The following is a 19,993-nucleotide window of genomic DNA, read 5'->3' as shown; positions in this document are numbered from 1 at the left end:
GCCCGTCCCGACCTCACGAGGAGATGTGAGCCGTCCCATGCCCGATGAGAAGAAGCTCGCCGAATACCTGAAGTGGGTCACCGCCGACCTGCAGAAGGCCCGCCACCGCATCACGGAGCTGGAGTCCGGGCGGAGCGAGCCCATCGCCATCGTGGGCATGGCGTGCCGCTACCCCGGTGGTGTGGCGTCGGCCGACGACCTGTGGCAGCTGGTCCGGGACGGCCGTGACGGCATCTCGGAGTTCCCCACCGACCGGGGGTGGGACCTGGACGGCCTGTACGACGCCGACCCGGACACCCCCGGCACCTCGTACACCCGGGAAGGCGGCTTCCTGGACGGGGCGGCCGACTTCGACGCCGGCTTCTTCGGTATCTCGCCGCGTGAGGCGGTCGCGATGGACCCGCAGCAGCGGGTGCTGCTGGAGACGGCCTGGGAGACCTTCGAGCAGGCCGGGATCGACCCGACCTCGCTGGAGACCTCCAAGGTCGGGGTGTTCGTGGGTTCGGTGGACCAGACGTACCTCGGTCTGGAGGGGCCCTCGGACCTGGAGGGCTACCTGATGACGGGCAAGCTCAGCAGCGTGGTGTCGGGGCGGGTCTCCTACTCGCTCGGCTTCGAGGGCCCGGCGGTGACCGTGGACACCGCCTGCTCCTCGTCGCTGGTGGCGCTGCACCTCGCAGCCCAGTCGGTGCGCAGCGGTGAGTCGTCGCTGGCCCTGGCCGGCGGGGTGACGATCAGCGGGACGCCGGGCGGGTTCGTCGACTTCTCCCGGCAGCGCGGCCTGGCGGAGGACGGCCGGTGCAAGTCCTTCGCGGGCGCCGCCGACGGGACGAGCTGGTCGGAGGGGGTGGGGTTGCTCCTGGTGGAGCGGCTGTCCGACGCGGTGCGGCGCGGCCACCAGGTGCTGGCGGTGCTCCGGTCGACGGCGGTCAACCAGGACGGCGCGTCCAACGGGCTGACCGCGCCCAGCGGTCCGTCCCAGGAGCGGGTGATCCGGCGGGCGCTCGCGGAGGCCCGGCTCGACGCCTCGGACGTGGACGCGGTGGAGGCGCACGGCACCGGTACCCGGCTCGGCGACCCCATCGAGGCGCAGGCGCTGCTGGCGACCTACGGGGCGGCGCGTCCGGCGGAGCCGCTGTGGCTGGGCTCCCTGAAGTCGAACATCGGGCACTCCGTCGCGGCGGCCGGGGTGGGCGGTGTGATCAAGATGGTGCAGGCCATCCGGCACGGCGTCCTGCCCCGCACGCTCCACGTCGACGAGCCGACCCCGCTGGTCGACTGGTCGGCGGGGGCGGTGGAGCTGCTCACCGAGGAACGGGCCTGGCCGGAGACCGGCAGGCCCCGGCGGGCGGCCGTATCCGCGTTCGGCGTGAGCGGCACCAACGCGCACGTGATCCTGGAGCAGGCGCCACGGGCGGAGGAGCCGACCGCCGTCCGTACGGAGGATGAGAGCCAACTGCCCGTCGCCGCCTGGGCGTTGTCGGCGAAGGCGGCGGACGGACTGCGGGCCCAGGCCCGCCGGCTGCTCGCCCATGTCGAGCGGCACCCCGGCCTCTCCGTACCGGATGTCGCCCATGCGCTGGTCACCACCCGGGCCGCACTGGAGCACCGGGCCGTGGTGGTGGGCACGGACCGCGACGCGCTGCTGGACGGGCTGCGCTCGTTCGCCCTGGACGAGGCGGGCTCCACCTCGCCGTCGGACGTGGCGCGGCCGGGCCGGCTGGGCTTCCTCTTCACCGGCCAGGGCAGCCAGCGGCCCGGCATGGGGCTCGAACTCCACGCCGCCTACCCGGTGTTCGCCGATGCGTTCGACGCGGTGTGCGCCGAGGCCGACCCGTATCTGGACCGCCCGCTGCGCGAGGTGATCGAGACCGGCGACCGGCTGGACGAGACCGGGTACGCGCAGCCGGCCCTGTTCGCGTTCGAGGTGGCGCTGGCCCGGCTGGCCGAATCGTGGGGCGTGCGGCCCGACTTCGTCGCCGGGCATTCGGTGGGGGAGCTGGCCGCCGCCCATATCGCGGGCGTTCTGAGCCTTGCCGACGCGACCGCCGTGGTCACCGCCCGGGGCCGGCTGATGCAGGCGCTGCCGGCCGGCGGGGCGATGGTGGCGCTCCAGGCGACGGTCGAGGAGGTGGAGCCGCTGCTCGCCGCCCGTGCGGGGCGCGTGGGCATCGCGGCGGTCAACGGGCCCTCCTCGACGGTGGTTTCGGGTGACGAGGACGTGGTCGCCGACATCGCCGCGACCGTACGGGCCTGGGGGCGGGCCACCAAGCGGCTGACGGTCAGCCACGCGTTCCACTCGCCCCGGATGGAACCGATGCTGGAGGAGTTCGGCAAGGTCGTGCGCGGGGTGACCTTCGGCGCCCCGGCCGTTCCGCTGGTGTCCTCGGTGACCGGCCGGATCGCCACCGAGGAGGAGCTGCGCTCCCCGGAGTACTGGATCGACCAGGTCCGCCGGCCGGTGATGTTCCTGGAGACGGTACGGACCCTCGCGGCCCAGCAGGTGAACACGCTGCTGGAGGTGGGCCCGTCCGGCGTCCTGTCGGCGATGGTCGACGACTGCCTGCCCGGTGGTGCGGCGGTCCTGCCGGTGGCCGCCGTGCGGTCGGGCCGGCCCGAGCCGGACGCCGTGGTCCACGCGCTGGGCCGGCTGTGGAGTGCGGGGGTGCCGGTGGACTGGGCGGCGCTCTTCGCCCCGGCGGGCCCGCGCCGGGTGGAGCTGCCGACCTACGCGTTCCAGCGGGAGCGGTACTGGGTGGAGGCGGCGGCCCCCGCCGAGGGCCCGCGCTCCGGCGGGCCGGTGGCGGACCATCCGCTGCTGGACGCGGTGGTGGAGGTGGCCGGCCGGGACGAGCTGGTGTTCACCGGCCGGCTGTCGGCGCGGGCCGAGCCCTGGTTCGGGGGGCACCGGCTGTTCGGCTCCCCGGTGGTGCCCTCGTCGGCGCTGCTGGACATGGTGGTGCGGGCGGGCGACGAGGTGGGCTGCCCGGTCGTCGACGCGCTGGTGGTGGACCGGCCGCTCGCCCTGCCCGAGCGCGACCCGCTGCGGGTGCAGATCACGGTCGGCCCGCCGGACGGGGCCGGTGCGCGGCCCTTCACCGTGCACACGGCGGGCGAGGGGGTGCGCCCCGCGTGGACGGCCTGCGCCTCGGGGGTGCTCGGCACGGGCGGCCGCGCCCTGCCCTTCACGCTCGGCCCGTGGCCGCCCGCCGACGCCGAGGCGCTCTCGGTGGCGGAAGAGGGCGGGGCCGGTCCGGTCGCGCTCTGGCGCCGGGACGACGAGCTGTTCGCCGAGGCCCGGCTGGAGCCGGGTACCTCCGCCGACGGCTTCGGGCTGCACCCCGCGCTGCTGGACGCCGCGCTGCGGGCCGCCGGGCTCGCCTCCGGGCAGCCGGTCGCCGTGGCCGAGTGGCGGGGCGTACGGCTGCACGCGGTGGGCGCCTCCACGGTCCGGGTACGGATCACGCCGGGCGACGACGGCGCGGTGGCGCTGCTCGTCGCGGACGGGTCGGGCCGGCCCGTCGCCTCCGCCGATGCGGTCCGCGTCCGTCCGGTCACCGAGGACGCGGTCGCCACCGCGCGGACGCGCCCCCAGGACTCCCTGTTCGAGCTGGGCTGGAAGCCGCTCGCGCTGCCCCCGCTCGGCGGCGACGCCGCCTGGGCGGTGCTGGACACCGGCAGCGGCGACCTGGGGCTCTCCCGGGGCCAGCGGTTCGACGACGTGGACGCGGCCCTGGACTCGCCGGGCGCGTTCGGGGCGCTGCTCGCCCCGTTCGTGTTCCCGCACGATGGTGACGTACCGGCAGGGGTACGGGAGGCCACCGGGCGGGCGCTGGCGCTCGCGCAGCGGTGGCCGACCGACGACCGGGCCGCCGACACCCCGCTGGTGGTGGTGACCCGGGGCGCGGTGTCCACGGGCGGCTCCGGCGTGAGTGATCTCGTCGCGGCGCCCCTGTGGGGTCTGCTGCGCTCGGCGCAGTCGGAGATGCCGGGCCGGATCGTCCTGGTCGACCTCGACGACGACCCGGCCTCGGTGGCGGCGCTGGCGACGGTGATCGCCTCCGGGGAGCCGCAGGTCGCGGTCCGGGGCGGGGCGGCGTTCGTGCCGCGCCTGGAGCGGACCACGCTGCCCAGGGAAGGTCACGCGGGAGCGGCGGCCGGACCGTGGAGAGCCGGCGGTACGGTCCTGATCACCGGCGGCACCGGCGCGCTCGGGGCGCTGTTCGCCCGCCACCTCACCCGGGTGCACGGCGTCTCCCACCTGCTCCTCGTCAGCCGCAGCGGCCCGGCGGCCCCGGGCGCGGGCGCGCTCGCCGACGACCTGGCCCGGCTCGGCGCGAAGGTGACCATCACCGCCTGCGACACCGCCGACCGGGAGGCGCTCGCCGCGCTGCTGGCCGCCATCCCGGACGAGCACCCGCTGACCGGGGTGGTGCACACCGCCGGGGTCCTCGACGACGCCCTGATCCCGGTGCTCTCCCCCGGGCAACTGGAGGGCGTGCTGCGGCCCAAGGTGGACGCGGCCTGGCACCTCCATGAGCTGACGGCCGGTCATGACCTGTCGGCCTTCGTCCTGTTCTCCTCCATCGCCGGGGTCGTGGGCGGCCCCGGCCAGTCCTCGTACGCGGCGGCCAACGTCTTCCTGGACGCCCTGGCCGCCCACCGCGCCGACCAGGGCCTCGCCGCGACCTCGCTCGCCTGGGGGCTGTGGGACTCCGCGCAGGGCATGGGCGGGCACCTGAGCGCCGCCGACCTCAAGCGGATCGCCCGCACCGGTCTGCTGCCGGTCACCGAGGAGGACGGCCCGCGCCTGCTGGACACCGCCCTCAACCTGCCCCGCCCGGCGCTGGTGGCCTCGCCCCTGGACGTGGCCGCCCTGCGCGCCCGGCCCGGCGAGACCCCGGCCGTCTTCGGCTCCCTCGCCCCGGCCGCCGCCCGCGCCTCCGTACGGGAGGACGGCGACGGGCCCGGTTCGCTGGTGGAGCGCCTCGGCAGCCTGCCGGAGGGGCGGCGGCAGGAGGCCGTGGCCTCGTTCGTCCGGGGCCAGGTCGCCCTGGTGCTGGGCCACGCCGACCCGGAGACCGTCGATGTGGACCGGCTCTTCTCCGAGCTGGGCTTCGACTCCCTCGTCTCGGTGGAGCTGCGCAACCGGCTGAACGCCGCGACCGGCCTGCGCCTCTCGCCGTCGGTGGTCTTCGAGCACGCCACACCCGCCCTGCTGACCAAGCACCTGCACTCCGAACTGTTCGCCGGGGAGCGGGAAGAGGCCTCCCGGGGCCGTACGGCAGTCGACTTCGCGGCCGAGGTGCACCTGCCGGAGGACGTACGGCCGGCCTACGAGGTGGTCCGGGTGGCGGCCGACCCGCGCGAGGTGCTGCTGACCGGGGCCACCGGGTTCCTCGGCGCGTTCCTGCTGCGCGACGTGATGCGGTCGACCACGGCCCGGGTGCACTGCCTGGTACGCGGGGAGGACCGGGCCGACGCCGAGCGCCGGCTGCGCGACAGCCTCGCCTGGTACCGGGTGGCGGACGAGATCGACGAGGACCGGATCTCGGTCGTCGTCGGTGACCTCACCGCCCCGGGCCTGGGGCTGGCCGAGGACGTCTTCGACGACCTGGCCCGCCGGGTCGACGTCGTCCACCACGCCGGGGCGACGGTGAGCTGGCTGCGGCCGTACACCGAGCTGCGGCAGGCCAACGTGGACGGCCTGCGGGAGGTGCTGCGGCTGGCCGCCCGGCACCGGACCGTACCGGTGCACTACGTCTCCACGACCGGGGTGTTCCCCGCACCGGAGCCCGGCACCCGGCCGGTGCCCGCCAAGCCCGGCGACCCGACCGGCCCCGCCGCCTCCCTGTGGAACGGCTACCTCCAGAGCAAGTGGGTGGCCGAGCAGGTCATCGAGGTGGCCCGGGACCGGGGGATGCCGGTGTCGGTGTACCGGGTGGACGTGGTCTGCGGCGACCGGCACAGCGGCGCCTGCCAGACCCGGGACTTCGTCTGGCTGAGCCTGAAGGGGCTGCTCCAGGCGGGCGCGGTGCCCGACCGGCTCGCCGGGTCGTTCCACATGGTGCCGGTGGACTACGTCAGCGGGACGATCACGACCCTCGCCGCCGACCCGGCCGCCGCGGGCGGGACGTACCACCTCTACAACGAACAGACCCAGCCCTTCGCGGAGTTCGTCGGCCACCTGAGGGCGGCCGGGTACGAGCTGCCCGAGGTGAGCTGGGACGCGTGGCGGGAGCTGGTGCGCTCCGATCCCGGGAACGCGCTCACCCCGCTGCTGCACGCCTTCGACGGCGCGATGGCCGGTGACGGGAGCGAGACGTACCCGCCGATGGACGTCTCCGCGACGGAGGCGGCCCTCGCGGGCAGCGGGGTCTCCTGCCCGCCGGTCGACCGCGAACTGTTCGCGAAGTACGTCGACTTCTTCGTGGACGCCGGCTACTTCCCGGCGTCCGGTGCCTGAGCCGTACGCGGCCGAATCCGTCGGCCCGACCTACCCGAGGAGCAGTGACCACCGTGGGCATAGCTGACCACAACCGCGCCGTCGTGCTGGGGGCGAGCATGGCCGGTCTGCTGGCCGCCCGTGTCCTGGCCGACTCCTACACCGAAGTCCTGGTGGTGGAGCGCGACGGCCTGGAGGACCTGACCGGCCCGGACGGATCGGCGGAGACGAGGCGGGGCGTACCGCAGGGGCGCCATGTGCACGCCCTGCTGGCCCGGGGCCGGCACATCCTGGAGGAGCTGTTCCCCGGCTTCACCGATGAGCTGGTCACCGCGGGCGCCATCACCGGTGACGTCACCGGCAACGTCCGCTGGATCATGGACGGCCACCGGATGCCGAAACTTCATTCGGACATGCTGCTGCTGTCGATGAGCCGGCCCTTCCTGGAGCAGCGGGTCCGGGCCCGGGTGCGGAGCCTGCCGAACGTGCGCTTCCTGGAGCGGCACGACGTCACCGGCCTGCTGACGGCCGAGAGCGGGAAGGGGGACAGCAAGGCGGTCGTCGGGGTGAGCGTCACCGAGGATGGCACGGACCGTACCCTCTCCGCCGATCTGGTGGTCGACGCCGGCGGCCGGCGCTCGCGCACCCCGGCCTGGCTCAAGGAGCTGGGCTACGCGGAGGTGCCCGAGGAGCAGATGGCCATCTCCGTCGGCTACGCGACGCAGTACTACCGGCTGCCGGACGCCGTGATGCCGGACGAGATCTCCATCGACGTGGTGGCCTCCCCGGAGCTGCCGCGCGGCGCGATCTGCGCGAAGATCGACGGGGACCGTACGGTGGTGACGGCCTACGGCTATCTGGGGGACTACCCGCCCAGCACCTCCGCCGGGTTCCTGGACTTCCTCAAGTCGCTGTCGGGGACGGACATCTACGACGCGGTCCGCGACCACCAGCCGCTGGGCGACCCCGTCGCCTACCGCTTCCCGGCCAACCTGCGCCGGCGCTACGAGCGGCTGCCCGCGCTGCCGGACGGGCTGCTCGTCCTCGGCGACGCGGTGTGCAGCTTCAACCCGGTCTACGGGCAGGGCATGACCGTGGCCGCGCTCGGGGCGACCGTCCTGCGCGATCATGTGACGGGCACTCAGGCGCCGGACCCGCGCGCCTACTTCGCCGATCTCGCCGCCCGGGCGGTGGACGACGTCTGGGAGATGACGACCGGCGCCGACCTGGCATTCCCCGGAGTCGAGGGCGAACGTACGGAGGAGTGGCAGGCTGAGCAGGGTTACGTGGCCGATCTCCTCACGGCGGCGACGCGGGACCACTCGCTCCTGACGGCGTACGCACGGGTCGTGTTCCTCGTCGACCCGCCGTCCGCGCTCGCGGCCCCGGAGATCCAGGAAGCCGTACGCGCCGCTCTGGCGTCGCAGACCGACCGATGACCGCACCACTTCACGTCGCACCACTTCACGTTAAGGACAGCTGAGATGAGCGAAGCACCCGTTCTCGTACTGGGCGGCACCGGCAAGACGGGCCGCCGCGTGGCCCGCCAACTCACCGAGAAGGGACGGGCGGTCAAGGTCGCCTCCCGCTCCGGCGGCCAGCGCTTCGACTGGCATGACCGGTCCACCTGGGCGGACGCCGTCGCGGGCGTCGAGGCGGTCTACGTGGTGGACGAGCAGGGCGCGGACGCGGCCGCGCTGCTCGCCGACTTCGTCGCCCTGGCGGTGGGCGCTGGGGTGACGCGCCTGGTCATGCTCTCCGCCCGGACCCTGGAGGAGTCTCCGCAGGAGGACGCGGTGTTCACCGCCGAGCGCGTGGTGCGCGAGTCGGGTGTCGCCTGGACCATCCTGCGCCCGACGTGGTTCGCGCAGAACTTCAGCGAGGACGGCCTCTTCCGCGACGAGGTCGCGCGCGGCGAGCTGCTGCTGCCGGACTGGAAGGGCCTTGAGCCCTTCGTGGACGCCGAGGACATCGCGGCCGTCGCGGTGGCGGCCCTGACCGAGGAGGGCCACGACGGGGAGATCTACGCGCTCTCCGGCCCCCGGCTGATGACCTTCGGGGAGTGCGCCGAGGAGATCTCCAAGGCGGCCGGGCGCGAGATCCGCCGGGTGGCGGTGACCCGCGAGGAGTACGCGCTCCACCTCGTCGAGCGGGGCTACCCGCGCGGCTTCGCGGACTTCCTCAACACGCTCCTCGACGTCGTACGGGACGGCGGTGCGGCCCACCTCTCCGACGGGGTGCAGCGGGCGCTCGGCCGCGAGCCGCGCGACTTCTCCCAGTACGCCGCCGAGACCGAGTGGACCCCCGCGGCGGGCACCACCGGCTGACCGTCCGACAGCGGCCGGGCCGCCGGTCACCGTGCGCTCTCCGCGCGGTAACCGGCGGCTCTGCACCGCAGGTCACACGGGTGGCCGGGGGCGGAGATCCGGCGGTTGCCGGGCCGTGTCGGGCAGCCCGTAGCGTCAGTCCGGCCGCCGCGTTCTGCGGGCTGCGGCACACGGCGAAGTCCATCCGAACGAATCCGAACGAAGAGAAACGGAGCGGTTCACCATGGCCAGCGCATCCCAGAACACCAGCTTCCTGACCGGCGACATCGAGCAGCACCAGGAGTTGTTCGGCCAGGCCTTCAACGCCGGTGACGCGGACGCCATCAACTCCATGTACGCCGATCACGCGGTCGGCGTGTGGGAGCCGGGCTTCCCGCTGACCGGGCAGGCCCGCCGCGACTACGTCACCGACTTCATGTCCCGGAAGCCCTCCGTCGAGGCGACGGTGCTCCAGACCCTGGTGACCGGCGACACCGCCATGCTGATCGTCCAGTGGTCCATGGAGACCACCACCAAGGAGGGCAAGCCCGAGCACCTGGAGGGCACCGCCGTGGACGTGCTCCAGCGGGACGAGAACGGCCACTGGCGCTACGTGGTGGACAACCCGTACGGCGCCAGCGGCCCGCACACCGCCGAAGAGGCGGCCGCGCAGGCCTAGAGGCCGGTGTCCGGCGCCCGTCGCGGACCCCGGACACCGGCCTCGGGCGCCCGGGTCCCGCCCCGGTCTCAGGCGCCGCGGCGGGCCGGGGGGATCGCCCCGAAGGACTGCCGGTAGTCGGTGGGGGTGACCCCGACGTGGAGGGTGAAGTGCCGCCGCATGTTGGCCGCGGTGCCGAGACCGCTGTGCTCGCTGATCCGCTCGATCGGCAGGTCGGTGGTCTCCAGCAGGGCCTGGGCCCGGGAGAGGCGCTGGTTGAGGAGCCACTTCAACGGCGTCATCCCGGTGGCGGCCTGGAGCCGGCGGAAGAACGTCCGGGTGCTCATCCCGGCCCGCTGCGCCATGCCGTCCACGGTGAGGGCCTGGTCGAGGTGGTGCGCGGCCCAGTCCATCACCGGCCCGAGGCTGTCGTCCTCGGTGGCGGGCACGGACAGGTCCACGAACTGCGCCTGGCCGCCCGGCCGGTGACCGGAGACCACCAGGCGGCGGGCCAGCTGGTTGGCCACATGGGCGCCCAGGTCGCGGCGGACGAGGTGCAGGCACAGGTCGAGCCCGGCGCTCATGCCGGCGCTGGTCAGCACCTGGCCCTCGTCGACGTACAGCACCGAGCCGTCGACCTCGGCCTTCGGGTAACGCTTGGCCAGATCAGCCGTGTTGGTCCAGTGCGCGGTGGCCCGGCGGCCGTCGAGGAGTCCTGCCTCGGCAAGCGCGAAGGCCCCTGTGCACAGGGAGACCACCCGCGCCCCGCGGGCGGCCGCCTCGCGGAGGGCTTCGATGAACGCGGCCGGGAGCGGCTCGCCGTGGGAGACCACGGCGTCCGGGACCGAGGGCACGATCACCGTGTCGGCGGCGACCAGTTCGTCCAGGCCGTAGGGGGTGCGTACGGAGAATCCCTTCGCATCGGCGCCGGGCTTCTCGTTCACCGCGCATAACCGCAGGTCGTACCAGGGGTCGTGGAGATCCAGGTGGGCATCGCCGAACACCGCGTAGGCGATGGCCGTCTCATAGACCTCGCATGCCTGCATATTCGTGTCGTTGATCAAGGCCAGCGCAACAGAGCCAGGATTCATGCCGCGAGTGTACGGCAGGAATTTTGCGACATCAGTCAGTTCTGCCACTGTCCGCCTCGCCGAGGCAATGCGATGGTGCAGGAGCAACAGGTCGGACATCGTCGCGATGCAGACCAGGAAATTGACGGGAGCACACAATGTCGAACACCAATGCAGCCCAATCACCGGTGTCGGTCATCGGACTGGGCCTGATGGGCCAGGCATTGGCCGCCGCATTCATCAAGGGGGGTCACCCCACCACGGTGTGGAACCGCACGGCCTCCAAGGCCGATGAGCTGGTCGCCTCCGGCGCCACGCTCGCCGACTCGGTCGAGGGCGCCGTCAAGGCCAGCCCGCTGGTGATCGTCTGCGTCTCGGACTACGCCGCCGTGCACGAGCTGCTCGACCCGCTGGAGGAGTCCCTCAAGGGCCGGGTCCTGGTGAACCTCACCACGGGCACCTCCTCGCAGGCCCGTGAGACGGCCGAGTGGGCGGCGCGACGCGACGGCCTGTACCTCGACGGCGCGATCATGGCGATCCCGCCGGACATCGCCACCGACGCGGCCGTCCTCCTCTACAGCGGTCCGAAGGCGCTCTACGAGCAGCACGAGGACGCGCTGAAGAAGCTGGGCCCGGTGGGCACCATCTACCTCGACGAGGACCACGGCCTGTCGGCGCTGTACGACCTGTCGCTGCTCGGCATCATGTGGGGCATCCTCAACGGCTTCCTGCACGGCGCCGCCCTGCTCGGCACCGCCAAGGTGAAGGCCACCACCTTCGCCCCGCTGGCCAACACGATGATCAACGTGGTCACCGAGTACGTGACCGCGTACGCGCCCCAGATCGACGACGGCTCCTACCCGGCCGGCGACGCCACCGTGACCGTCCACCAGGAGGCCATGGAGCACCTCGCCGAAGAGAGCGAGACCCTCGGCGTCAACGCCGAGCTGCCCCGCTTCTTCAAGGCGCTGGCCGACCGCGCGGCGGCCGAGGGCCACGCCGGCAGCAGCTACGCCGCACTGATCGAGCAGTTCCGCAAGCCCTCCGCCTGACGCTTCTGGCGAGATTTCCCTCCGGGGCACGGCCGATTCTCGGCCGTGCCCCGTTCTGCGTTCCCGCTGAAACGGCAGGAACAGGATCGGCGGGAACAGGAATCTCACATTTCCCTCCCCACAGGAGCTCCGCCCGATCACCGTTCCGGTGACCAAACCTGGACCACGGGAATTACCCACATGTGACTGAAAATCGATGCCTCTCGGCTACGTTGAGCCCGCGCTTTCCGGACACGGCATTGCCTTGCGCGAGCCCGGCGAAACACCGAGGAGAAACGTGAGAACACCCACGGACCGCGGTCCGATATCCACCACCGTCAACGCGGCCGAAACCGGTCGTGGCACCACGCGCCCGACCCGGCGCACCCTGCTGAAGGTGGCCGGAGCCGCCACACTCGCCTCCGCGGCGAGCGTCTCCGTGGCACATGCGACGCCGAGCGCCATCCGGCGCGATTTCGACGTCATCATCGTGGGAGCAGGCCTGGCCGGCGTCACCGCCGCCCGGGAGCTGCGCAAGAAGGGCAAGCGCGTCCTCCTCCTTGAGGCGCGCGACCGCATCGGCGGCCGGACCTGGACCGACACCTGGCGCGGCAGCCAGATCGAGCGCGGCGGCACCTGGGTCGACCAGCTCCAGCCGCACATCTGGCGGGAACTGGTCCGCTACCGAATACCGATCGTCGCCGACTCCGGCGTGGAGCGGGCCATCCTCCCCACCCTCACCGGCTTCCAGGAGTACGACCCGGTCGAGGCGTACACGCGCCAGAACGAGCTGTTCACCCCCTTCTTCGACGGGTCCCGGGACCACTTCCCCCGCCCGTACGAGCCCTTCGCCCGCGAGGACCTGGTGAAGCCGCTCGACCGCTTCTCCCTGCGGGACCGGCTCGACCAGCTCGACTACGCGCCGGAGGACGAGATCCGGCTCACCAGCACCACCTCGCTCTACGGCGGGTCGTCCACCCGCGGGGCGTTCACCCACCTCTCCCAGTGGTGGGCCCTCTCCGGCTGGAACTTCGACGGCTTCCACGGGGTGAACACCTACCGCCCGAAGGACGGCACGATCGCGCTGCTCCGGGCCATCCTCAAGGACGCGGCGCCCACGCTGCGCCTCAACTCCCCCGTGAAGTCGGTCGTCCAGAGCAACGGCCGGGTCCAGGTCACCACCCGCTCCGGCGAGCAGTTCTCCGCGCCCGAGGTCATCATGGCCGTCCCGGTCAACGTGTGGAAGACGATCCAGTTCAGCCCGCCGCTGCCGAAGGCCCACAAGGCGGCCTCCACGGCGGGCATCGGCGTCCCGCACGAGAAGAAGCTCTGGCTGGAGCTGAGGCGCCCCGCGGACACCTTCGTCGCGGAGGCACCCGAGGGCTACCCGATCTGCATCATGGGCCGCCTCAACGAGGGCGACCACGCCGTCGCGTTCAGCGTGAAGGACACCTTCGACGTCAACCAGCGCCGGCAGGTCGAGAACGCCGTCCGCCAGATCATCCCCGAAGCCCAGCTGCTCAACTACACCGCGACCGACTGGCACGCCGACGAGTTCGCCCTCGGCGTCGGGGCGTTCCGCCAGCCCTTCCAGCTGACGCGGCTCCACCGCCAGATCCAGCAGCCGCACGGCAAGGTGAAGTTCGCCGGCGCCGACATCGCCGACGGCTGGAGCGGCTACATGGACGGGGCGATCGAGTCCGGCCTGCGCATCGCCGGCTCCCCCACCCTGACCGGCCCGCTGCCCGCAGCGGTCCGCAACTCCCTCGGCGCACCCCCGGTCGACCGCCGGGCCTACCGCCCTCTCCGGGGGCTCTGACCGACCCGGCCCCGGGGCCGTCCGCGAGGGCGGCCCCGGGTGCCAGAGGGTGCCCGGTCATCCCTCGCGGCCCCGTCCGCCCATTCCGTACGACGAAGGTGAAGACGCAGGATCATGACCATCATCTCGGACGCCACAGCGCAGGACCCGACCGAGGAGCTGTTCTCCTGGTTCCGCACGAAGCTCGACACCACCCCGGTGTACCGGGACGAGGAGAAGGGCTGGCAGGTCTTCGGCTACGACGACATCGCCCGGATCCTGGCCGACACCACCACCTTCTCCTCCGACACCGCCCGCGCCTTCAACCCCCCGCAGCCCGACCTCGACTTCTTCGACATGGGCAACCTGGTCACCACCGACCCGCCCCGCCACCGCCAGCTGCGCTCGCTGATCAACTCCGGGTTCACGCCCCGCGCCGTCGCCGGGCTGACCCCGATGATCGAGCGGATCACCCACACCCTGCTCGACGCCGTCGACGGCAAGGACCGGTTCGACCTGATCGACTCGGTCGCGTACGCGCTGCCGATCACCGTCATCTGCGAGCTGCTCGGGCTGCCGATGGAGGACGAACCGCTCTTCCGGGTCTGGGGCGAGGCGCTGGGCACGGTGGACGCCGCCACCGTGCCGCCGGACCAGCTGCGCGACGAAGTGGCCCCCGCCGTACGGGACATGAACGCCTACCTGATGGACCAGGTACGGCGCCGGCGCAAGCAGCCCACCGACGACGTGATCAGCAAGCTCGCCAACGCCGAGGTCGACGGCAAGCAGCTGGAGGACGGCGAGATCGTCGGCATCACCGGCCTGACCATGTTCGCCGGCCACGCCACCACCATGGCGCTGATCGCCAACGCGGTGCTGCTCTTCGACCGCCACCCGGAGTCGGGCGAGGCCGTTCGCGCCGACCGCTCCCTGCTGCGCAACGCCGCCGAGGAGGTGCTGCGCCTGCGCCCGCCGTTCCCGCGGCTGGCCCGGGTCGTCACGGCCGAGACCGAGATCGGCGGCCACAAGATCGCCGCCGGCGAGCTGGTGACGCCGTGGATCGGCGCGGGGAACCGGGACGCCTCCCGCTTCCCCGACCCCGACCGGTTCGACATTCACCGGCACACCGGCAGCAGCCTGGTCTTCGGCCAGGGCATCCACTTCTGCCTCGGTGCCCCGTTGGCCCGCCTGGAGGGCCGGATCGCGCTGGACATCCTGATGGACCGCTACGCGGACATCGCGGTGGACGCGAGCGAGCCGGTGGAGTTCGAGAACCCGTGGCAGCTGATCACCCCGAAGCGGCTACCCGTACGCGTGTCCTGACAGCCGCGGGGTGCACTCCGGGGCGGCGGCCGACAGGCCGCCGCCGCCGGAGCACCGCTCGTAGCGCAGGGACGCCGACCCGGACGCCAGGATCCGGCGTAACTGGTGGCGCCGGGCGTCCGGTTCCCGGCCGCCGCTCTCCAGCAGGGCCTCCAGGAGCCCGCCGACGGAGTTCTTCGCCCCGCCCTCGGTCGTGGACATCAGGAACTCCAGCAGCCGGTCGATGGCGGCGTCGGAGATCGGCTCCAGGGTGATGGTGAGCCGGTTCAGACTGCCCTCCCCCCACTCCGGCCGTCTCTTGAGCAGTTCCGGCCCGGCGGTGACGATCACGAAGATCGGCAGCCCCGCCTGGGAGGCCGTCAGGTTCTCGACGAAGTCCACCAGCGCCTGATCGGCCCAGTGCAGGTCCTCGAAGACCAGCACGAGCGGTGTGCTCGCCGCCACCGCCCCCAGGAACTCCCGTGAGGCCGTGAGCATTTCGTCCGGCGGGGCCTGCGCCGCGGCCGGGTCGACGAGCGGGGCCAGGCAGGACAGCATCCAGCGGCAGTCCCCCTCCGACGCTTTCAACCGCCTTACGGTGGCGGTGAGTTTGGCCGTCATCGTCTCGACCCTGTCCCCCTGGAGGATTCCGCAGCAGGCCAGCAGGAGGTCGTGCAGGGCCTCCAGGGGATGCGCGCCGCCGCCGGGCCGGACCCGCCCCACCACCAGCCGTACCGCGTCCGCGTTGGCCGCGACCCGCCGCTCGAACTCCATGACGAACCGCGTCTTGCCGACGCCCGGCTCACCCAGCACGGTCACCAGGTGCGGCGTCGCCTGGTGCCGGCTGCGCTGGAGCAGCCCGCGCAGCACATCGAGGTCGTACTCGCGGTCGATCACCGGTACGGCGTGCAGGGCGGTGTACTCCTGGCGGAACCCGCCGACCGTCCACCCGGAGGACGGGGAGCCGTGCTGGTAGGTGACGGCGAACCCGGTCGACCGGCGCGTGTTGTCGCAGACCCGGATCTCACCGGCCCGGGTGTCGGAGAGCAGGGTGTGGCACTCGTCCAGCAACGCCCCGTTGACCGTGGGCGGTACGCCGCTGCGGTCCGGCTGGTAGCGCACGAGCGCCTCCCCCGTGGCCACCGCGACCTGCACCGACACCCCGCGGGTGCAGCCGCCGTCCGGCTCCCCGGGGTCGGCGATCCGGGTCAGCTGGTCCCGGATGGTCAGCGCCGCGTGGACGGCCCGCTCCGCGTCGTCGTCGGCGGCCTCGGGGACCCCGAACAGCACCAGGGAGATCGGCCCGATGGACGCCGCGACCGTACCGCCGAGGCATTCGACCTCGCCCCGGATGGTCGCGGCCACCTGCTCCACCGCCTCGTCCATCCGCTGGGGGTCGACGCCCGCCGCGTCGGGCATCAGCTGGACCCGGGCGATCAGGACGCTGACCTCCTTGCGCTCGGCGACCATGGTCCGCGGCACCGGCCGGGAGGCCGCCTCGTCCGCCACCCGCTCGGGCCGCGTCTCCGACCGCACACGGCGCTCCGCCTCCGGCGGCGGACCGGCGGCAATCTCGGCGGGCGGCGGCGGCGCGACGGGCCGGGCCGAAGCCGCAGCCGCAGCCGCCCGCGCGGGTTCCCGAGGGGCGCCTGTCATCCGTACCTCTATCTGCTCCCGTATGCCGACGGGTATCAGCGCCGGATCGTGCGTCAGGACCGCCTGCTGCAACGCCTGAAGGGCGTGCCCGGGTTCGAGGCCGAGCCGCTCGGCCATCGCGGCGCGCGCACCGGAGTAGACGTCGAGCGCGTCCGTCTGCCGCCCGGACCGGTAGAGCGCGAGCATGAGCTGGCCCAGCAGCCGCTCCCGCAGCACCTCGGTGGCGACGGTCTTCTCCAGCTCGGCCAGGACGCGGTGGTGGTGTCCGCACGCCAGCTCCGCCTCGAAGAAGTCCTCCAGGGCGTCGAGCCGCGCGTTCTGCACGGAGGCCAGCTCGGGCCAGTCGATACCGGTCTCGACCAGGTCGGCCAGGACCGGCCCCCGCCACAGGGCCAGCGCCTCACGCAGCAGGACGGCCGCGGCCCGGGGCGCCCCCGCCGCCAGCTCCGCGTGACCGCACTGGGCCAGCCGCCGGAAGTGGTAGAGGTCGATCTGCTCGGGCTCGGCACAGAGCATGTAGCCGGGCGCCTGGCTCTGGAGCCGCACCCCCGTGAACTCCCCGTCGCCCAGCGGCAGGGCTCTGCGCAGCCGCCAGACGGAGTTCTGGAGGATCTTGCGCGCCGACTGCGGCGCCCGGCCGGCCGGCCACAGCGCGTCGATCAGCTGACTGCTGGCGACCACCCGGTTGGCGTGCATCATCAGGAACCCCAGGGTGGCGCGCTGCCGCGTCCCTCCCAGTCCCACGGGCACGCCCCCTCCATCCACTTCCAGCGGGCCCAGCATCCGGAACAGCATGTATATCCCCCGTAATTCGACATTCGGCATTCGACGTCGCTCTGCGGATCGTCGGGAACCGCAGAATTCGACCAGCGGGCTCGCCGAGAACAAGCCCGTATTACGAACACAAGACGTTCGCTCGGCGGATTCGTGACATCCGGGTCGTGTTTGTATTCCGTTACCCCCGGATACCGCGACGGTGAACGCCGGGCGCGGTGGTCAGCCGCTGGTGGCCGTGACGCTGCCGCGGATCAGGTCGGCGAGTTCCTCCACCCGGCTGCCCAGGTAGAAGTGGCCGCCTTCGAACACCCGCAGGCGGAAGTCGCCCGAGGTGTGGCCCTGCCACGCCTCGACCTCCCGGACGGGTGCCTCCGGGTCGCTGTCGGCCGCGAGGGCCAGCACCGGACAGGACAGCGGCCTTCCCGGCGTGCCCCGGTAGGAGGCCAGGGCCCCGTAGTCGCCGCGCAGCGCGGGCAGGACCAGCTCCCGCAGCTCGGGGTCGTCGAGGAAGGCGGCGTCGGTTCCGCCGAGCGCCCGCACCCTCCCGAGGAGGGCCGTGTCGTCCCCGACCCAGCCCCAGCCCGGTTCGGGCGCGCTCGGGGCCCGCCGGGCGGAGACGATGAGCAGGTCGGGGCCGCCGCCCGGGGTACGGGAGAGCCGTGCGGCCACCTCGTACGCCAGGGAGGCGCCCATGCTGTGCCCGAGCAGCACCCGGGGCCGGCCGCCGGAGCCGCCCAGCACCTCGGCGATCAGGTCGGCCAGCCGGTGCAGGTCCGCCACGGCGGGCTCCCGGTAGCGGTCCTGCCGGCCCGGGTACTGGACGGCCAGGACGTCCGCGTCATGGGCGAGCTCCACGGCCAGCCCCCGCCAGTACGAGGCGGCGCCCCCGGCGTGCGGAAAACAGATCAGCTCGAACGGCGCACCGGCGCGCGCGGCCTCCCGTGTATCGGTGCCGAATTTCCGGAACCAGAGATTCCGTTCGCTACTTGCCACTTTCGGACCGCCCTGACGAATCGTCATGCTTCGATGCCCCGCATGCAGACTTGGAAAGCAACCGCGCACCTCTCGCATCACTGTCGAGTGGGCGCGCGGACCAACGCAACCAGGAAAGGGTTCAGGCCGAGCCAATGGCCGGTATTGACCAGCATCACGGCCAAAAACGCATGCTTGCCAGCGCATTGTTAACCAGTATGTTTCAGCCGCCGTGCACGTGCGGCCGGACATCGGTCACCTCGGCCGATCCGGAGTGACAGCGGTGAACAGCGGCCCGTCGCGGGGATCCCGTCGGCCGATGAAGCATTCCGGCCAACTCCTGTCGGCCGCGGGGACAACGCCTGCCGCCGAGCGGTGAACGCGCCGGTGTCCGATACGTGTCACGAGCCACCCCTTCTCGGCCAGGCGCCGGGCCCGTGCACGGCCGCACCGCACGACGCAGCCGGCCCCACGGCTGCACTCACCGTGGGACCGGCTGAGAAAGCGAACGGAGGCTTTGGTTCCGGGCGGCTGCCCCGCCGGCTCGGGGGCGGCTACTTCACCGGCCGCAGCCCCAGCGGCCCCGCGATCTCCTGGAGCATCACGCGCCCCGCCTCCTCGGCGAGGTCGTCCTCACCAGGGTCCTGGTCGGTGTCCAGCCCGTCCAGCTCCTCCAGGGGCTGGCCGAGGCGGATATGGGCGACCAGGGACTGGAGGGCGCGCAGGGTGGCGGAGGCGGTGGAGCCCCAGTTGGAGAAGTACGAGAACTGCCACCACCACAGCGCCTCGGCCGTGCGGTCCGCCTCGTAGTGCGCGAGCCCGTGGCCGAGGTCGGTGACCAGGTCGGCGAGATCGTCGGAGATGCGGTGCGGGACCGGGGCCTTGCGGGGCTCGTACGGGTCGAAGACCTCGGAGTAGACGTCGATCGGCTCCAGGAGGGCCGCGAACCGCTCCCGCAGCCCGTCCGCGTCCGGCTCGGCGCCGAGGTCCGGCTCGTACCGCTCGTCGGGGAGGACGTCCTCGTACGCGCCGAGGCGGCCGCCCGCGAGGAGGAGCTGCGAGACCTGGAGCAGCAGCACCGGGACGGCCTCTTCCGGCTCCTCGACCTTGGAGACCTCGGTGACCGCGACGATGAACGTCTTGATCTGGTCCGCGATCTGGACGGCGAAGTCGCCCGGGTCCTGCGTGACGGAGTTCAGCGTGGCGTCAGACATCGAGGGGACCTCCCGTGGGCACGGTCACAGACGGTGAAGCGGACGGCGGTACGGGGAAGGGCCGGGGGCGAGCGGCGGCCTCGGTCTCAGACATCCAGCAGCCGCCTCCCCTCGAACGCGCGGCCCAGCGTGACCTCGTCGGCGTACTCCAGGTCGCCGCCGACCGGCAGGCCGCTGGCCAGCCGGGTCACCCTGAGGCCCATCGGCTTGACCATCCGCGCCAGGTACGTCGCGGTGGCCTCGCCCTCCAGGTTGGGATCGGTCGCGAGGATCAGCTCCGTGATGGAGCCGTCCGCGAGCCGGGCCAGCAGCTCACGGATGCGCAGATCGTCCGGGCCGACGCCCTCGATGGGGCTGATCGCCCCGCCCAGGACGTGGTACCGGCCCCGGAACTCACGCGTCCGCTCGATCGCCACGACATCCTTGGGCTCCTCGACCACGCAGATGACGCTCCGGTCGCGGCGCGGATCGCGGCAGATCCCGCACTCCTCCTGCTGGGCGACATTGCCGCACACGGCGCAGAACCGGACCTTGTCCTTGACCTCCAGGAGGGCATGGGCGAGACGGCGTACGTCGGTGGGCTCGGCCTGCAGGACGTGGAAGGCGATCCGCTGCGCGCTCTTGGGACCGACGCCGGGCAGCCTGCCCAGTTCGTCGATGAGGTCCTGAACAACGCCTTCGTACAACGGAACGCCTTTCTTCGCTTCCTGCTCCGTACCGTAGTGGGTACGGGTCGGTACCAGTAGGCCCCGCGGGCCTGCGGA

Annotated in this window: 12 protein-coding genes; 7 read left to right on the top strand and 5 right to left on the bottom strand. The window is 72.7% G+C overall.

The window, feature by feature from the left end; translation table 11 throughout:
- Window positions 1–25: 25 nt before the first annotated feature.
- The 4 genes from R2B67_RS19520 (at window position 26) to R2B67_RS19505 (ending at window position 9,430) form a co-directional block, all read left to right on the top strand.
- The gene (locus R2B67_RS19520) at window positions 26–6,466 is read left to right on the top strand and encodes a thioester reductase domain-containing protein (protein ID WP_381075051.1); all 6,441 of its coding nucleotides are present in this window, start codon (window positions 26–28) and stop codon (window positions 6,464–6,466) included.
- A gap of 53 nt (window positions 6,467–6,519) precedes the next feature.
- Window positions 6,520–7,884 carry an FAD-dependent oxidoreductase gene (locus R2B67_RS19515; RefSeq protein WP_317819830.1) on the top strand — a complete coding sequence of 455 codons (1,365 nt, stop codon included), beginning with the start codon at window positions 6,520–6,522 and terminating at the stop codon, window positions 7,882–7,884.
- A gap of 45 nt (window positions 7,885–7,929) precedes the next feature.
- Window positions 7,930–8,772, top strand: a complete 843-nt coding sequence (locus tag R2B67_RS19510) for an NAD(P)H-binding protein (RefSeq protein ID WP_317819828.1) — start codon at window positions 7,930–7,932, stop codon at window positions 8,770–8,772.
- A gap of 223 nt (window positions 8,773–8,995) precedes the next feature.
- On the top strand, window positions 8,996–9,430 hold the full coding sequence (locus tag R2B67_RS19505; protein WP_109978401.1) for a YybH family protein: 435 nt from the start codon (window positions 8,996–8,998) through the stop codon (window positions 9,428–9,430).
- A gap of 68 nt (window positions 9,431–9,498) precedes the next feature.
- Here R2B67_RS19505 and R2B67_RS19500 read toward each other — a convergent pair whose 3' ends face one another.
- The gene (locus R2B67_RS19500; RefSeq protein WP_317819827.1) at window positions 9,499–10,500 is read right to left on the bottom strand and encodes a helix-turn-helix domain-containing protein; all 1,002 of its coding nucleotides are present in this window, start codon (window positions 10,498–10,500) and stop codon (window positions 9,499–9,501) included.
- 137 nt (window positions 10,501–10,637) lie between these two features.
- On the opposite strand from R2B67_RS19500, the gene R2B67_RS19495 reads away from it, so the two are divergent.
- The 3 genes from R2B67_RS19495 (at window position 10,638) to R2B67_RS19485 (ending at window position 14,631) form a co-directional block, all read left to right on the top strand.
- On the top strand, window positions 10,638–11,531 hold the full coding sequence (locus R2B67_RS19495; RefSeq protein WP_018514177.1) for an NAD(P)-dependent oxidoreductase: 894 nt from the start codon (window positions 10,638–10,640) through the stop codon (window positions 11,529–11,531).
- A 277-nt stretch (window positions 11,532–11,808) separates the two neighbouring features.
- Window positions 11,809–13,329 (top strand): flavin monoamine oxidase family protein, encoded by a 1,521-nt coding sequence (locus tag R2B67_RS19490; protein WP_317819825.1) that lies wholly within the window; start codon window positions 11,809–11,811, stop codon window positions 13,327–13,329.
- Between the two features lie 114 nt (window positions 13,330–13,443).
- Window positions 13,444–14,631, top strand: a complete 1,188-nt coding sequence (locus R2B67_RS19485; RefSeq protein ID WP_317819823.1) for a cytochrome P450 — start codon at window positions 13,444–13,446, stop codon at window positions 14,629–14,631.
- Here R2B67_RS19485 and R2B67_RS19480 read toward each other — a convergent pair.
- The 4 genes from R2B67_RS19480 to recR all read right to left on the bottom strand — a co-directional run bounded on the left by R2B67_RS19480 (window position 14,611) and on the right by recR (window position 19,915).
- On the bottom strand, window positions 14,611–17,016 hold the full coding sequence (locus R2B67_RS19480) for an ATP-binding protein (RefSeq protein WP_317819822.1): 2,406 nt from the start codon (window positions 17,014–17,016) through the stop codon (window positions 14,611–14,613). The genes R2B67_RS19485 and R2B67_RS19480 overlap by 21 nt on opposite strands.
- 246 nt (window positions 17,017–17,262) lie before the next feature.
- Window positions 17,263–18,036: a thioesterase II family protein gene (locus R2B67_RS19475; RefSeq protein WP_317819820.1), complete on the bottom strand. Its 774-nt coding sequence runs from the start codon at window positions 18,034–18,036 to the stop codon at window positions 17,263–17,265.
- 533 nt (window positions 18,037–18,569) lie between these two features.
- Complete coding sequence (locus R2B67_RS19470; RefSeq protein WP_317819819.1) at window positions 18,570–19,229, bottom strand: DUF5063 domain-containing protein; 660 nt, start codon at window positions 19,227–19,229, stop codon at window positions 18,570–18,572.
- A gap of 86 nt (window positions 19,230–19,315) precedes the next feature.
- Complete coding sequence (gene recR / locus R2B67_RS19465; protein ID WP_109164890.1) at window positions 19,316–19,915, bottom strand: recombination mediator RecR; 600 nt, start codon at window positions 19,913–19,915, stop codon at window positions 19,316–19,318.
- Window positions 19,916–19,993: the final 78 nt, after the last annotated feature.

This window comes from Streptomyces cyaneofuscatus (assembly GCF_033109485.1).
Taxonomy (GTDB): domain Bacteria; phylum Actinomycetota; class Actinomycetes; order Streptomycetales; family Streptomycetaceae; genus Streptomyces; species Streptomyces cyaneofuscatus.
The sequence above is the reverse complement of the archived record's forward strand: the minus strand, read 5'-3'. Positions and strand labels throughout refer to the sequence as shown.